Origin of the sequence: Epibacterium sp. Ofav1-8, assembly GCF_022348185.1 — a bacterium.
Lineage (GTDB): Bacteria > Pseudomonadota > Alphaproteobacteria > Rhodobacterales > Rhodobacteraceae > Epibacterium.
The window spans coordinates 15,604-29,498 of sequence record NZ_JAKRFD010000013.1; the positions used below are offsets into that span (position 1 = coordinate 15,604).

The following is a 13,895-nucleotide window of genomic DNA, read 5'->3' on the forward strand; positions in this document are numbered from 1 at the left end:
ATAACCGGAGACCCAAAATGACACTTCTGTTCGCCCCGACCCGGATCGGCCAACTGGACCTGCCCTCGCGCATCGCGCTGGCCCCGATGACCCGCTGCCGCACGGACCAACCCGGCAATATTCCCAATGAGATGATGGCCGACTACTACGCCCAACGTGCCAGTGCTGGCCTGATCCTGACCGAAGCCACGCAGATCAGCCAGCAGGGCCAGGGCTATTCCTTCACCCCCGGCATCCACACGGATGCGCAAGTGGCCGGTTGGCGCAAGGTCACCGAGGCCGTTCACACAGCCGGCGGGCGAATCTTCAGCCAGCTTTGGCACGTCGGCCGAATGAGCCACCCGATGTTCCATGCCGATGGGCTGCCGGTCGCGCTCTCGGCCATTGCTCCGGAGGCGACGGTCTGGGTGGTCGATGCCCAGACCGGACAGGGGGGCATGGCGGAGTGCCCGACGCCCCGCGCGCTGGAAACTGAAGAGATCCCCGGCATTACCGCCGACTATGTCCAGGCCGCGCGCAACGCCCGCGACGCGGGTTTTGACGGGGTCGAGATCCACGCCGCCAATGGCTATCTGATCGATTCCTTCCTGCGCAGCAGTTCCAACAAGCGCGACGATGCCTATGGCGGCAGCGTGGAAAGCCGCATCCGCTTTGCCGTCGAGACGGTGGCGGCAGTGGCGGCCGAAATCGGGGCTGATCGCGTTGGCATTCGGATTTCGCCCTTCATCACCCAGCGCGGCATGGATGATCCCGAAGCACCCGAGACCCTGCTGGCGCTGGCGCGCGCGCTTGGCCGTATCGGGATCGCCTATATCCATATCGCCGAGGCCGATTGGGACGACGCGCCGGAGACCCCGCGCGATTTCCGTCTGGCCCTGCGGGCCGCGTTCCCCGGCGCCATCCTGGTGGCGGGCGGCTATGACAAGGAGCGGGCCGAGGCCATTCTGGCCGAGGGGCTTGCTGATGTGGTGGCCTTCGGACGTCCGTTCATTGCCAACCCGGACCTGCCGCGCCGCTATGCCGAGAACCTGCCGCTGGCCGCATTCGACGGGGAGACGCTGTTTGGCGGCGACCGGCAGGGCTACACCACCTATGCCGCCTATGAGGACACCGCCCCGGCCTGATCCTGCGGACGACGACTTGCCAGAGGGGACACCGGCGCATTCTTTGGTCGGGGCAAATTCTGATTTCAGAAGCCGCCGATTGTTCCCCCTGGCTTTCCACGCAACCGTTGAGCCGACGCAAAAACGGGAGGACGCCAATGCTGCGCATCGTCGAACAGAACTTCACCCAAGACCTGACACCGGAACAGCGGCTGGAGGAGCTGGGCCTCGAGCTGCCGCCGGTGTCCGGGGCGGTCGGTGCCTATGCGCCCTGGATGCAGGTTGGCAACGTCATCTACACTTCCGGGCAATTGCCCTGGGTCGACGGGGATCTGAAATACACCGGCAAGATGGGTGCGGAGCTGACGGTGCAGGACGGGTATCAGGCCTTTCTTCTGTCGGCCCTCAATGGCCTTGCGCAACTGCAAGACGCGCTGGGATCGCTGAACCGGGTGCGGCGTATCCTGCGGGTCGAGGGTACGGCTCATACCACGCCGGACTTCACTGAACAGCCCGCTGCGCTGGATGGTGCGTCGGATCTAGTCAACGCGGTGTTCGGAGAGCGGGGCCGGCACACGCGGATGATCTACTCCGACACCGCCATGTGCCTGAATTGCGCCACGCTGGTGGTGCTCTGGGCTGAAGTCGATATCTGAAACGAGGTTTCAAAGACATGACACGCGCATTGACGGTCGGCCAGATCGACCTGAGTTTTCACCAGGCAGCGGCGGCGGTGGTCTGCGCGCTACTGACCCGTACCGGCCATCAGGTCGACCTGCGCACCGCCGCGCATGAAGACATGTTTGCCATGCAGGCCGCGGGCGAGGTCGATCTTGTGGTCTCGGCCTGGCTGCCCGCCAGCCACGGGCGCTACATCGCCCCCTACGAGGACCAGTTGCTGAAGCTGTCGATGCTCTACACGCCCTATTGTATCTGGGGTATTTCGGACCGCGCTCCTGCGCATATCCGCTCGGTTCGGGATCTGGCGCAGGAAGATATGGCGCGCCTTTTCAACCGGCGCATCCAGGGCATCGGACCGGGCGCCGGGATCAGCCGGTTCTCCCGCCGGATGGTGGAGGCTTACGACCTCGACGCGCATGGGTTCCACTTTGAAAACGGCACGCTGGCGGACTGTACCGCAGCGGCGCTGGCGGCAGACGAAGGCGGTGATCTGGCGGTGGTGCCGCTTTGGCATCCGCAATGGCTGCACCGGCAGTTGCGGTTGCGCCCGCTGTCGGATCCGCTGGGCCTGCTGGGCGGGCAGGATGCGGCAACGCTGGTCTTGCGGCGCGAGGCGGCGCCGCGGCTGACCCCGGAAGGCCGTGCCCTGCTCGAAACGATGCAGCTTGGCAATGACACCGTGTCACAGCTGGACTATGCGATCTGCGTCGAGGGCCACACCCCGGAGGAAGCGGCGGAGGTTTGGCTATCCGAAAACGCCACCCAGTGGCACGATTGGATCACGCCAAAGTAGCGGGGTCCGGGGTGCGAAAGGCCACCACCAGCGCATCGATCAGCGCTCGGACGCGCCGGGGCTGACTCCGCGAGGCGGGCCAGACCATTTGCAACCCCAGCGCTGGCACCTCGTATTCTCGCAGCAAGGGCACCAGTCGCCCTTCATCCAGATCCGCTTTCACATCCCATTGTGACTTGCGCACGATGCCACAGCCCTTCAGGGCCCATTGCCGGATCAGATCGCCATCGTTGGCGATGCGATTGCCTCGTACCGTGATCGCCTGGCGTTTGCCGTCGATTTCGAATGGCCAGGTTTGATCCGTATCGGTGCCAAAGCGCATCAGCAGACAGTTGTGGTGTTCGAGGTCGTTCGGGTGCCGCGGCGTGCCTGCGTGGCGCAGATACTCCGGTGCGGCACAGACGATCCGGGCACTGTCGGCAAGACGTTTCACGATCAGGCTGCTGTCGGCCAGATCGCCATAGCGCAGCGCCAGGTCGAGCCCCATCGCCGCCATGTCGACATAACCGTCGCTGAGATGCAGATCGACCGACACTTCGGGATGCTGCTCCAGAAAGCGGTCGATGATCGGCGCCAGCCGGTTGCGCCCCAGATCCGACGGCGCGCTGAGCCGGATCGGCCCGGCGATCCGGTCCACACCCAGACGCACGCGGGATTCCAGCTCTTCGGCTTCTGCCAGCAGGCGCTGCGCGCCGGCGATCAGTTCGCGCCCTTCCTCTGTCAGGCTGATGGAGCGGGTCGTGCGGTTCAGCAGCCGGGCGCCGTAGTGGTTTTCCAGCGCTGCAAGGCGTTCGGATACCGTGGCGGGCGACAGGCCCATTTCTCTCCCGCCCGCCGCCATGCCACCCTTTTCCACGATGCGCAGGAACAGCGCGAGATTGTCGAGCAGCATGGGCTTCCGTCTCCAAGTTGGTTTGGCGGAACTGTCTCAATTCCGCCGTTGCCGCGCAAGGTTGCCGATCCGGGGCCGTCGCCTGTGCAGGCCTCGCGCGGCGGGATCAGGATTTGAACTCCACGGTCACAAAGACCAGTGGAGTGGTGCCGGTATTTTCCAGGTCGTGAACAAAGAACTCTCCCGCGCCGAGTTGGAAGTGCCGGGTATCGCCTGCCGTGTAGACCGTGTCCCGCACGCTGCCGTCATGATAGTGCGAGCGCGATTTTCCCGGGCCGGTGACGGTCCAGAAATAGGTTTCCTCATGTCGATGGAACGGCGCGCGCTCCCCGGGCTGGAGGTGCAGGTGCCAGATTCGCAGTGTCTCGGTTTCCGATGCCAAATGCGACCCAACTCGGCAATTGGTCCAGTTTTCGGTGATTTCCTGCTGCAGTGTTTCGGGCCAGGCGTCGAAGCGGTCGGAGCGAGATTTATCCAGCATGATAGCCTCCTATAAGTGATCATATGAGTAATAGAATCGTCACATAGCACAATGTATGCTGAAAAATAAGGATTGACCGACGTACTGATGTCATTTTAATGATCGAGTGATCGATAAGATCCAAGGGAGGAAACGTGATGACATCCAATCTGACTCGCCGTCGGTTTTTCAGGACGGCAACTCTGGGGACCGCCGGTGCAGCGCTGGCAGCGCCGGCGCTGGCGCAGGGCGGGACTGAGTTGAAGATGCTGACCTGCTGGCCCAAGAACTTTCCGGGTCTCGGCACCAGTGCAGAGCGATTTGCACAGCGCGTCGCCGCGGCCAGCGACGGCAAGCTGCGTATCAAGGTCTACGGCGCCGGCGAGATCGTCGCCCCTTTCGAGGTGCTCGACGCGGTTGCCACCGGTGCGGGCGATCTGACCCATGACACCTCCTATTACTGGTTCGGCACGGACCCGGCCTTTGTCTTTTTTGCGGTGGTGCCCTTTGGCCTGACCGCGGATGAACACTTCACCTGGCTCAAATTCGGTGGTGGTCAGGAGCTGTGGCGAACTGGGGGCCGCGCATGGGGTGAAGCCGCTGGCGAACCTCAACACCGGCGCCCAGATGGGCGGATGGTTCAAATCCCCGATCAACAGCGCCGCCGACCTGCAAGGGCTGCGGGTGCGCTATCCCGGTCTCGGCGGCCAGATGCTGTCCCGCCTTGGGGCAACGCCGGTCAATATCCCCGGCGGGGAGTTGTTCACCGCGCTGCAATCGGGAACCATCGACGGGTTGGAGTGGATCGCACCGTGGAACGACCTCGCCTTCGGCTTTCACCGCACTGCACAGCACTATTATTACCCGGGTTTCCATGAAATGGGGCACACGCTGTCGTCTTATGTGAACGCCGACGTCTGGTCGGGGCTCAGCAGCAGCGAACAGGCGATCATGCAGTCGGCGGCGGATGCGGAATATGTCACCTCGCTGGCGGAGTACAACGCCCGCAACCTCGATGCGCTGACCACCCTTGTCGACGATCACGACGTTCAGCTGCACGAATGGCCCATCGACATCCTGGTGGAGATGAAGCGCATGGCGCCCGAGGTGCTGGCCGAAAGCGCTGCCAAGAGCCCGATGGCGACCAAGGTGCACGAGAACTGGCTTGCCTTCCGCGAGACCCAGCGCCGGTGGGGCGACATCGGCGATTATGCCAACGCGCGGCTCAAACAGGGCTGAGCGCCCCCGAACAGCTGGCCCGTCCACCCATTTGTGGCCAGTTGATCCGGTCCGGTGACCCAACCTCTGTTGCCGGACCGGATCGCAATTCTCCAGGAGATGCCCCGCGCAGCGGCCCCGTTCGGGCCGGGTGGGTGGCGTCGGGAAGACGGAAATGGAAAACACCTACACACATATGAAGGGCTCCGGCCCGCTGGCCCGGGGCATCGACTTGATAGGGCAGGTCAGCCGCTGGCTAGCGGTTGCCATGGTGCTGTTGCAATTCGCGGTGGTCGTGGCGCGCTACCTGTTCGATGCCGGTGCGGTGATGGCGCAGGAGGCGATCCTCTATCTCTTTGGCACCATGTTCATGCTGGCGATGGCGGATACGCTCGCCTCGGACCGGCATGTGCGGGTCGACATGATCTACCACGGGCTGTCCCCGCGGTGGCGGCGCAGGATCGATGCGGCGGGTATCCTGCTGTTCCTGCTGCCGTTGTGCCTGTTCATGCTGTGGACCTCGCAGGACTATGTGCTCAGCAGCTGGGCTGCGCGCGAAGCCTCGCGCGAGGCGGCGGGGCTGCCCGGGGTCTTTGTCTTCAAGACGGTGATCCCGGTGGCGCTGACCCTGGTGATCCTGCAAGCACTGGCGGTGCTTTTCCGCTGCCTGCGTGCCGGGGGGCGAGCTGATGGCTGACGTGCACACGCTCTATCTGATCGCGCTCTTCGCCGGGCTGCTGATCTGCCTGATGTCGGGGTTTCCGGTGGCCTTCGTGCTGGGCGGGGTGTCGCTGCTGTTGGCTGGGCTTGGCGTTCTGCTGCAGCACTTCGATGCGTCCTTTCTGTCGGCGATCCCGCAGCGGATCTACGCGGCGATGACCAATGACGTGCTGCTTGCGGTGCCGTTGTTCGTGTTCATGGGGGCCATGCTGGAACGCAGCGGCATTGCCTCCGAACTGCTGGACGGGATTGGTCGTCTGTTTGGCCCGCGCCGCGGCGGGCTTGGCTTTGCGATCACCCTCGTGGGGGCGCTGCTGGCGGCCTCCACCGGTATCGTCGGCGCCACGGTGACCACCATGGCGCTGTTGTCGCTGCCGGTGATGATGACCTGGGGGTACTCGCCGCGGCTGGCGGCCGGATCGATCTGCGCGGCCGGCACTTTGGGTCAGATCATCCCGCCCTCGCTGGTGCTGGTGTTGCTGGCGGACACGATTTCCTCGGCCTATCAGAAGGCGCAGCTGGCGATGGGAAATTTCTCGCCCGATACTGTGTCGATCTCCGATCTGTTTGCTGGTGCGATGGGGCCTGGCCTTTTGATGGTTGTGGTGTTCCTGCTCTATCAAATCGCCATGGCGCAGCTGAGCCCTGCAAGCAGCCCGGCCCCGCAAGAGCGCGCGGCGGAGGAAATGACCATCACGGCCCGGGTGCTGCTGGCCCGACTGGTGCCGCCGCTGGCGCTGATCCTCGGCGTGCTCGGCTCCATCCTCGGCGGCGTGGCGACACCAACCGAATCCGCTTCGATCGGGGCGGCGGGGGCGGTCCTTCTGGCGGGCTTTGGTCCCAGCCATCGCCGCCACGCCAATACGGCGCTGCTGATCCTGGGGCTGACCGTGGCGGTGAAACAGGGGCTCCTGCCCGGCCTCGACCTGCCGATCCAGACGGAACGCTACATCATCGCGGTGCCCGCACTGGTGGTTGGCGGCTATTTTGCCCTGGCCCTGGTCCGGTGCCTGCGCGCTGGCGCGCTCTCCAGCGCCGCCATCGAGACTGTGCGGCTGAGCGCAATGGTCTTTATGATCCTGATCGGGGCGGCCATGCTGTCGTTGGTGTTCCGCGGCTTTGGCGGCAACGAGGCGGTGCAGGCACTGATCTCCGGTGTGCCCGGCGGGCCCTATGCGGCCCTGGCGGTGGTGCTGGCGGTGATGTTCCTGCTCGGGTTCATCCTCGACTTCATCGAGATCATCTTTGTCATCGTGCCCACCATCTCGCCGGTGCTGCTGATGGCGGGACTTGATCCGATCTGGCTGGCGATCCTGATTTCCCTGAACCTGCAAACCTCATTTCTGACGCCGCCGTTTGGATTTGCCCTGTTCTATTTCCGCTCTGCGGCCCCGCCCGAGATCGCCACCCGCGACATCTACGCCGGGGTGCTGCCGTTCATCGGCTTGCAGGTGCTGGTTCTGATCGTCGTGGCGTTGCTGCCGGGCATTTCCACTTGGCTGCCCTATGCGCTAAGGTAAGCGCCGGAGCCCGCCCGCCGCGCCGGATCACACGCAGTGGGCGGGCCTCGCTCCGACAAGATTTCCACCAGACCGCAAGGGCTCAATGACACACGATCCCGCCGCCCCGCCTGCTGCCAAGAAGAAACGCACGCGCCTGTCACCGCAGGACCGCGAGCATCTGATCCTGACCGGGGCCATCGAATATGTCGCCGACCACGGCTTTGCGTTTTCCACCCGGGAACTGGCACGCCATCTCAACGTCAGTCAGAGCCTGCTTTATCGCTATTTCGCGACCAAGGAAGAGATCGTCGAGAAGATCTATGATCGGGTCTATGTCGGGCGCTGGAACCCGGAATGGGACGAGATCCTGCGCGACCGCAGCCTGCCGCTGTCCGACCGGCTGGAGCGCTACCTGGTGGATTACGCAAAGGTGGTTCTGCAAAAGGACTGGGTGCGGATCTTCCTCTTGTCCGCCTTTGACGATCCGGTGATCTCGCAGCGGTATACCGCGATGCTGCGGCGCCGGATCTTCGAGCCTTTGCTGCAAGAGCAACTCGCCCACATGGGACGGGGCGATCTGGTCCGGCCAGAGGATCATGAAATGGCGATGGAGCTGATCTGGGGGTTTCACGCCAGCATTTTCTACCTCGGGGTGCGGCAATGGGTCTACAAGGTGCCCAGCCAGGTGGAGATACAATCGCTGATCCGCTGCCGGGTGCGCAGCTTCCTGTTGGGGTTTGAGGATTTTCTGCACAACGCGGAAGCTGGCTAAATCTTATTTAACCCGCAGTGGCATCACCGGAAGTGTATTATCCGTGTTGTCCGTCGAATGTCGCGGAGCACTTTGCGCGGGTGATTGGGCTGGATTCCTGCCAGTGATAATGAGAAACAGAGGCTCTGATGGCAGGTGATGCAGAAAGGCCGACGCGTGGCTGAAACCAAGATACCCTTCAACCGCCCCTCTTTTGTAGGCCGCGAACTGCATTGGGTGACCGAGGCCATCAACCGTGGCCAGCTGTCCGGCGATGGCCATTTCACCCGTCTCTGCCACCAGCAGATCGAGGCCGCCACGGGGGCCGGCGCCGCGCTGCTGACCCATTCCTGCACCGCGGCGCTGGAAATGGCGGCGCTGCTGTGTGATCTGGCGCCGGGGGACGAGGTCGTCATGCCCTCCTTCACCTTTGTGTCCACCGCCAATGCAGTAGTACTGCGCGGCGCGGTGCCGGTGTTTGTCGACATCGATCCCCGCAGCCTCAATATCGACCCTGCCCGGGTCAGCGCCGCCATCACGCCCCGCACGCGCGCCATCTTTGCGGTGCATTACGCCGGATTTCCCGCCGATATGGATGCGCTGGCAGAGATTGCCCGGGCGCATGACCTGATGCTGGTGGAGGATGCGGCCCAGGCCTATGGGTCCACCTACAAGGGGCGGCAGGCGGGCACCCTGGGCGACATGGGCGCTTTCAGCTTTCACGAGACCAAGAACATCATCAGCGGCGAAGGCGGCGCGCTCACCCTGAACCGTCCGGACCTGGTGGAGCGCGCCGAGATCATCCGCGAGAAGGGCACCAACCGCTCCCGTTTCCTGCGCGGTCAGGTGGACAAATACACCTGGGTCGACCTGGGCTCCTCGTTCCTGCCGGGCGAATTGATTGCCGCCTTCCTGCATGGGCAGTTGGAACTCCAGGACGAGATCCGCCAGCGCCGCTGCGCCCAGTTCGATCACTACATGGCTGCTTTTGCCGATCTGGAGGCCCGAGGCCAGCTGCGCCGCCCCGTGATCCCGGCGCACACCACCGGCAATGGCCACATGTTCTACCTTCTGCTGCCGGATCAGGCCCGCCGCGATGCGCTGATTGCCGCCCTCAGGGCGCAAGGCATCATTGCGCCATTCCACTATGTGCCGCTGCATTCCGCCCCCGCCGGCCAGACCTACGGGCGCACCGCCGATCCGCTGCCGGTGACTGACCGGACCTCCGCCTGCCTGCTGCGACTGCCGCTGTTCTACACGCTCGGCGACGACATCGACGCGGTGATCGCGGCGGTGCATGACTTTTTTGCGGAGGCGCGCTGACCCATGGCCTATCTGACCCAGGAAACTCTGGAAAACATGGGCTTTGCCGCGCTGGGGCGCAATGTGCGGATCAGCGAGAAGGCCTCTCTGTACGAGCCGGAAAAAATGTCGCTGGGCGATCACACCCGCATCGATGACTTCTGCGTGGTCTCGGGACGGGTGGTGACCGGGCGCAATGTGCATATTGCGCCGCTCTGCCTGGTCGCGGGGGGATCGCTGGGCATCACCTTCGGCGACTTCTCGGGCCTGGCCTACGGGGTCAAGGTGTTTTCGCAATCCGACGATTATTCCGGCGCGACGCTGACCAATCCGACGGTTCCCGCCGCATACAAGGCGGAGCACAAGGCGCCGGTGTCGCTGGGACGCCACGTGATTGTCGGCGCCAATGCGGTGATTGCGCCGGGGGTCGAGCTGGGCGAAGGCGCGGCGGTCGGCGCGGGTGCGGTGGTGCTGCGGTCCTGCGCGCCCTGGACCATCCTCACCGGGGTGCCCGCGCGGCCCGGCAAGACCCGCGCACGCGATCTGCTGGCGCAGGAGCAGGCGCTGTTGCAAGCCGAAGCTGAGGCGGAAGACGCCGCCGCCAAGCCCCGGCCGTCGCCTCCCACTTCCTGACCCCTCCCTTGCTGCCAAGGCCCCTGCCCTATGCCTGAAACGCCCCGCGCCAACTACCTGATCTACGCCCCGGCGTATGACCCCGACAGCGGCGGGTCGATCTTCCTGCATCAACTGGCCCATGCGCTGACCACCCTGGGCGAGGATGCTGCGCTCTGGCCCTGGTGGGAGACGCCCAGGCCACCGCTGCGCAAGCGCCTGCGCCGGATGCTGGGCAAGCCCATGCGGCTGCCGCAGGACCCGACCCTGCGCACCCGGGTGGCCCGACCCGCGGATCTGCGCTCCGAGACCGTGGTGGTCTACCCCGAAGTCACGCTCGGCAATCCGCTCGGCGCGGCGCATGTGGCGCGGTGGCTCCTCTACAAGCCGGGACTGAAGGACCCCTATGACTTTGGCCCCGGGGAGATGTTCTTTCGCGCGGGCGAGATGTCTGACCTGCCAAAAATCACCGGCGGCGCTCAGGACCTGTTCCTGTGGCGGCGCAATCCGGTCTATCGCAACGAAAACCGTCCCGAACGCAAGGGCGCCTGCTACATGGTGCGCAAGGGCCATGAAAAGCCGCGCATCCCGGAGACCGAGGACGCGATCTGTGTCGACGGTCTCTCGCATGAAGAAACCGCGGCCGTCTTCAACCGGTGCGACACGTTCTACAGCTACGACGAGGCCACCTTCTATTCGCAATATGCCGCCATCTGCGGCTGCGACAGCGTTATCGTGCCGGGCTATTTCGCGGATCGTGCCGACTGGGTGGCCGCGCATCCGATCGGTCGGGTTGGTGTCGCCTACGGGCTGGACGACCTCGCCCATGCCCGCGCCACCCGCGACCAGGTTGCGCCGCTTCTGGACGCGCAAGAGCAGGCCGGGCTGGAAACGGTCAAGGCCTTTGTCACCCGCACCCAGGCGCGCCACAGCAGCGCCTGACTGGGGGCCGAAACCCCCTGCCCTCCTTGACCCCCAGGATCTGCCCCTAGGATCCGAGCACGGCGTCTATCCGGGCTTTGGTCTGTGGCATCCGGTCCAGGCTGGCTGCGATGCGCGCGCGCCACTTGGGACCACGTTCCAGCGCATCCGCATAGGCGTCATGCAATTCATCTGGGCGGTCCTCTGCCAGCGCCGCAATCAGGAACGCCGCCTGACGCCGGTCTTTTTCCGCCTTCAGCGCATCCGCCGCCGCACGCCGCTCCGCGACGATCAGCTTGTGAATGGCAAACCGCTCCGGCTGCGGGATCTGCACCAGCACGCCGCTGCGGTAGGTGATCGCCGCCCGGATCGGATCGGCGATGAGATAATTCAGATGATGCAGCCCCTGCGCATCCACCCCCAGCGCCGGCAAGGGGCGCAGGCTCTCATCCTCGCCAAAGGCCGGTGTCAGGAACTCGACCAGCGTATCCCCCCGCGTCTGTTTCCAGCGCCAGCTGCGCCCGGCCTGTAGGCTGGGTTGCGGGGCAAAGCTGAAATCCCGGAACACCTGTTCCAGCGGTGGGGCGGCAATATCCTCCAGCGCCAGCGACAGATGTGAAAAACTCGCCACGTCGATGTCATCGGTCTGCGCTGCCATATCGGTGCCGAACCGCAGCCCAAGCTCGCCTTCATAGAGCCGAAAGGCATGTGTGCCGACGATCGTGCCACCCAGCCGGAACACGCCCGATTTCGCCAGCGCCGCCAGCAGGCTCCCCGTCGCCGCATCCAGCCCCAGAAACCCCTCTGCCCGCAGCAAGCGCACCAGCCGCGTCCGGTTGCGTCGGCGGGTGTCCTGCTGGGCCTTCAGCGCCTCATGCTGATCCAGTCGCGCGCGCAGCTCCGCGCTGTCCTCGCCGATATAGCGTTTTTTCACGTCGGAACCGATGCGGTAGCTGTCATACCAATAGCTGCGCCCGTTGCGCAGCACTTTGGTCGGCGTGCCCCGGATCTCCGACACCGCATCGTCTTGCAGTGACCGTAGCAGGTCGTGGTAGGCCGCATGGGCAAGCGCAGAATGGCGATCCAGCATGGCCTCCTCGCGTGTTCAACAAAACTTTATTCTGTTGATCATAGCGCATGTTCAACAAAAAGATAGTCCGTTGAACATCACCTGTTCTTCAGCACCAAACGGGCATCACCTGTGCACATGCCGGCGTCCGCAGCCGGGGGCTAGGCTCACTCCGCGAACATATCTTGATAGCGCTCCCGCAGAATATTCTTCTGCACCTTGCCCATGGTGTTGCGCGGCAATTCGTCCAGCACCAGCAACCGGCGTGGGTGTTTGAAGCGCGCGAGTGCCTGCCCTGCCGTTTCCGCGATCACCTCCAGATCGGGGGCTTTGCCCGGTTCAGGCACGATGAGGCCCAGCACGGTTTCCCCGAAATCAGGATGCGGCACACCGATCACCGCGCTCTCCAGAACGCCCGGCTGCTGATCCAGCACCAGTTCGATTTCCTTGGGGTAGATATTGTAGCCGCCCGAGATTATCAGATCCTTGTTGCGTCCGACGATATGGACATAGCCGTCCTCATCCACGCGCCCCAGATCACCGGTGATGAAGAACCCATCGGCACGCAGCTCGGCGGCTGTTTTCTCGGGCATCTGCCAATAGCCTTTGAACACATTTGGCCCGCGCACTTCGATCAGGCCCACCTCCCCTTGTGGCAGCGTGTCACCACTTTCAGGGTCGGTGATCTTCAGATCGACCCCGGGCAAGGGAAAACCCACGGTCCCTGCCCGGCGCTCGCCCGCATAGGGGTTGGAGGTGTTCATGTTGGTTTCGGTCATACCGTAGCGTTCCAGGATCCGATGACCGGTCCGCGCCTCGAATTGCGCATGGGTGTCGGCCAGCAGTGGCGCCGAGCCGGAGACAAACAGCCGCATTCGCGCGGCAAGATCACGCGTGAACCGCTCATCCCCCAGCAACCGGGTATAGAAGGTGGGCACCCCCATCATCGTGGTGGCCTGCGGCAAGTGCGTCAGCACCAGGTCGAGATCGAACTTCGGCAGGAAGATCATGCTTCCGCCCGACACCAAGGTGATGTTCGTGGCGACGAACAAGCCATGGGTGTGAAAGATCGGCAGCGCGTGCAACAGCACGTCATCTGCGGTGAAACGCCATTCCCGGACAAGAGTCTCGGCATTGGACAACAGGTTGTTTTGGGTCAGCATCGCCCCCTTGGAGCGCCCGGTCGTCCCGGAGGTATAGAGAAAGGCTGCCAGATCCTCAGCGTCGCGGGCAACGGTGGCAAAGGATGTCGGCATACCCGCGGCCTGATCCATCAAGGTGCCGGTGCCATCGGCGTTCAGCGTCGCCAGCGCAGCGCCGAGTTGACGGGCAATCGGCAGCAGCGTCGCCTCGTTGCGGCGGTCACAGACCACCACGGATGCACCGCTGTTCTCGATGAAATAGCTGAGTTCCTCGGCGGTATAGGCGGTGTTCAGCGGCAGGAAGATCAACCCGGCCTGTACGCAGGCGGCATAGAGTGCCAATGCCTCGGGGGACTTCTCGACCTGCGCCGCCACCCGGTCTCCCGGTTTCAGGCCCGAGTGTGTCAGCACATGTGCGATTTGTGCTGCCCTGCCAAGGAAATCCTGATGGCTTATCACCGCCCCGGATTGCAAATGCAGAAAAGGCGTGGACTTGCCGGCGTGGATGCCGAACAGGCGGTCATATAACGGGTTTGCCATGGTGCGCTGCCTTTCCTGAACCTGCCCGCTGGCGATGGAGGCCGCGAGGGGATGCTCATTGCATGTGTCGTCGACCGCATGCGGCACAAACGTTGCGGGCAGACGCTTTGCCGACGGGGTCATCTTGCGGCCTCCAATACCAGATGGGGCAACCAGCTGACCAGTCTCGGAAGTCGATCTGGCAGGAAC

General features: G+C 64.1%; 14 protein-coding genes and 1 pseudogene. 11 read left to right on the plus strand and 4 right to left on the minus strand.

Annotated elements, in window-relative coordinates; genetic code table 11:
• Nucleotides 1-17: 17 nt before the first annotated feature.
• The 3 genes from MHM97_RS18330 (at nucleotide 18) to MHM97_RS18340 (ending at nucleotide 2,577) form a co-directional block, all read left to right on the plus strand.
• Nucleotides 18-1,124 carry an alkene reductase gene (locus MHM97_RS18330; RefSeq protein WP_239324179.1) on the plus strand — a complete coding sequence of 369 codons (1,107 nt, stop codon included), beginning with the start codon at nucleotides 18-20 and terminating at the stop codon, nucleotides 1,122-1,124.
• A 137-nt stretch (nucleotides 1,125-1,261) separates the two neighbouring features.
• Nucleotides 1,262-1,759 carry a RidA family protein gene (locus MHM97_RS18335; protein WP_239324182.1) on the plus strand — a complete coding sequence of 166 codons (498 nt, stop codon included), beginning with the start codon at nucleotides 1,262-1,264 and terminating at the stop codon, nucleotides 1,757-1,759.
• Nucleotides 1,760-1,776: 17 nt separating this feature from the next.
• Nucleotides 1,777-2,577, plus strand: coding sequence for a glycine betaine ABC transporter substrate-binding protein (locus tag MHM97_RS18340; RefSeq protein ID WP_239324189.1), 801 nt, complete (start codon nucleotides 1,777-1,779; stop codon nucleotides 2,575-2,577).
• Here the strand turns inward: MHM97_RS18340 and MHM97_RS18345 are convergent.
• Together MHM97_RS18345 and MHM97_RS18350 are read right to left on the minus strand one after the other, a co-directional pair.
• Nucleotides 2,564-3,469, minus strand: a complete 906-nt coding sequence (locus MHM97_RS18345) for a LysR family transcriptional regulator (protein ID WP_239324190.1) — start codon at nucleotides 3,467-3,469, stop codon at nucleotides 2,564-2,566. The two genes, MHM97_RS18340 and MHM97_RS18345, sit on opposite strands and share 14 nt — an antisense overlap.
• Nucleotides 3,470-3,575: 106 nt before the next feature.
• A complete protein-coding gene (locus MHM97_RS18350; protein ID WP_239324191.1) occupies nucleotides 3,576-3,950 on the minus strand; it encodes a cupin domain-containing protein in 375 nt (124 codons plus the stop codon).
• 245 nt (nucleotides 3,951-4,195) lie between these two features.
• Here MHM97_RS18350 and MHM97_RS22895 point away from each other — a divergent pair.
• The 8 genes and pseudogenes from MHM97_RS22895 to MHM97_RS18390 all read left to right on the plus strand — a co-directional run.
• Nucleotides 4,196-4,423 (plus strand): annotated as a pseudogene (locus MHM97_RS22895) (ABC transporter substrate-binding protein); the annotation flags it as partial.
• A gap of 28 nt (nucleotides 4,424-4,451) precedes the next feature.
• Nucleotides 4,452-5,168 carry a TRAP transporter substrate-binding protein gene (locus MHM97_RS18360; RefSeq protein ID WP_239324194.1) on the plus strand — a complete coding sequence of 239 codons (717 nt, stop codon included), beginning with the start codon at nucleotides 4,452-4,454 and terminating at the stop codon, nucleotides 5,166-5,168.
• A gap of 154 nt (nucleotides 5,169-5,322) precedes the next feature.
• A complete protein-coding gene (locus tag MHM97_RS18365; RefSeq protein WP_239324196.1) occupies nucleotides 5,323-5,844 on the plus strand; it encodes a TRAP transporter small permease subunit in 522 nt (173 codons plus the stop codon).
• Nucleotides 5,837-7,387 carry a TRAP transporter large permease gene (locus MHM97_RS18370; RefSeq protein ID WP_239324198.1) on the plus strand — a complete coding sequence of 517 codons (1,551 nt, stop codon included), beginning with the start codon at nucleotides 5,837-5,839 and terminating at the stop codon, nucleotides 7,385-7,387. Before MHM97_RS18365 ends, MHM97_RS18370 begins: the two co-directional genes overlap by 8 nt.
• A gap of 85 nt (nucleotides 7,388-7,472) precedes the next feature.
• Nucleotides 7,473-8,141 carry a TetR/AcrR family transcriptional regulator gene (locus tag MHM97_RS18375; protein WP_239324200.1) on the plus strand — a complete coding sequence of 223 codons (669 nt, stop codon included), beginning with the start codon at nucleotides 7,473-7,475 and terminating at the stop codon, nucleotides 8,139-8,141.
• 156 nt (nucleotides 8,142-8,297) lie between these two features.
• Nucleotides 8,298-9,443, plus strand: a complete 1,146-nt coding sequence (gene rffA / locus MHM97_RS18380; RefSeq protein ID WP_239324202.1) for a dTDP-4-amino-4,6-dideoxygalactose transaminase — start codon at nucleotides 8,298-8,300, stop codon at nucleotides 9,441-9,443.
• Between the two features lie 3 nt (nucleotides 9,444-9,446).
• Nucleotides 9,447-10,055, plus strand: a complete 609-nt coding sequence (locus MHM97_RS18385) for an acyltransferase (RefSeq protein ID WP_239324204.1) — start codon at nucleotides 9,447-9,449, stop codon at nucleotides 10,053-10,055.
• Between the two features lie 30 nt (nucleotides 10,056-10,085).
• On the plus strand, nucleotides 10,086-10,976 hold the full coding sequence (locus MHM97_RS18390; RefSeq protein WP_239324206.1) for a hypothetical protein: 891 nt from the start codon (nucleotides 10,086-10,088) through the stop codon (nucleotides 10,974-10,976).
• Between the two features lie 46 nt (nucleotides 10,977-11,022).
• Here MHM97_RS18390 and MHM97_RS18395 read toward each other — a convergent pair whose 3' ends face one another.
• Both MHM97_RS18395 and MHM97_RS18400 read right to left on the minus strand, forming a co-directional pair.
• On the minus strand, nucleotides 11,023-12,045 hold the full coding sequence (locus MHM97_RS18395; RefSeq protein WP_239324208.1) for a nucleotidyltransferase family protein: 1,023 nt from the start codon (nucleotides 12,043-12,045) through the stop codon (nucleotides 11,023-11,025).
• Between the two features lie 146 nt (nucleotides 12,046-12,191).
• Nucleotides 12,192-13,706, minus strand: a complete 1,515-nt coding sequence (locus tag MHM97_RS18400) for a malonate--CoA ligase (RefSeq protein ID WP_239324383.1) — start codon at nucleotides 13,704-13,706, stop codon at nucleotides 12,192-12,194.
• Nucleotides 13,707-13,895 lie beyond the last annotated feature (189 nt).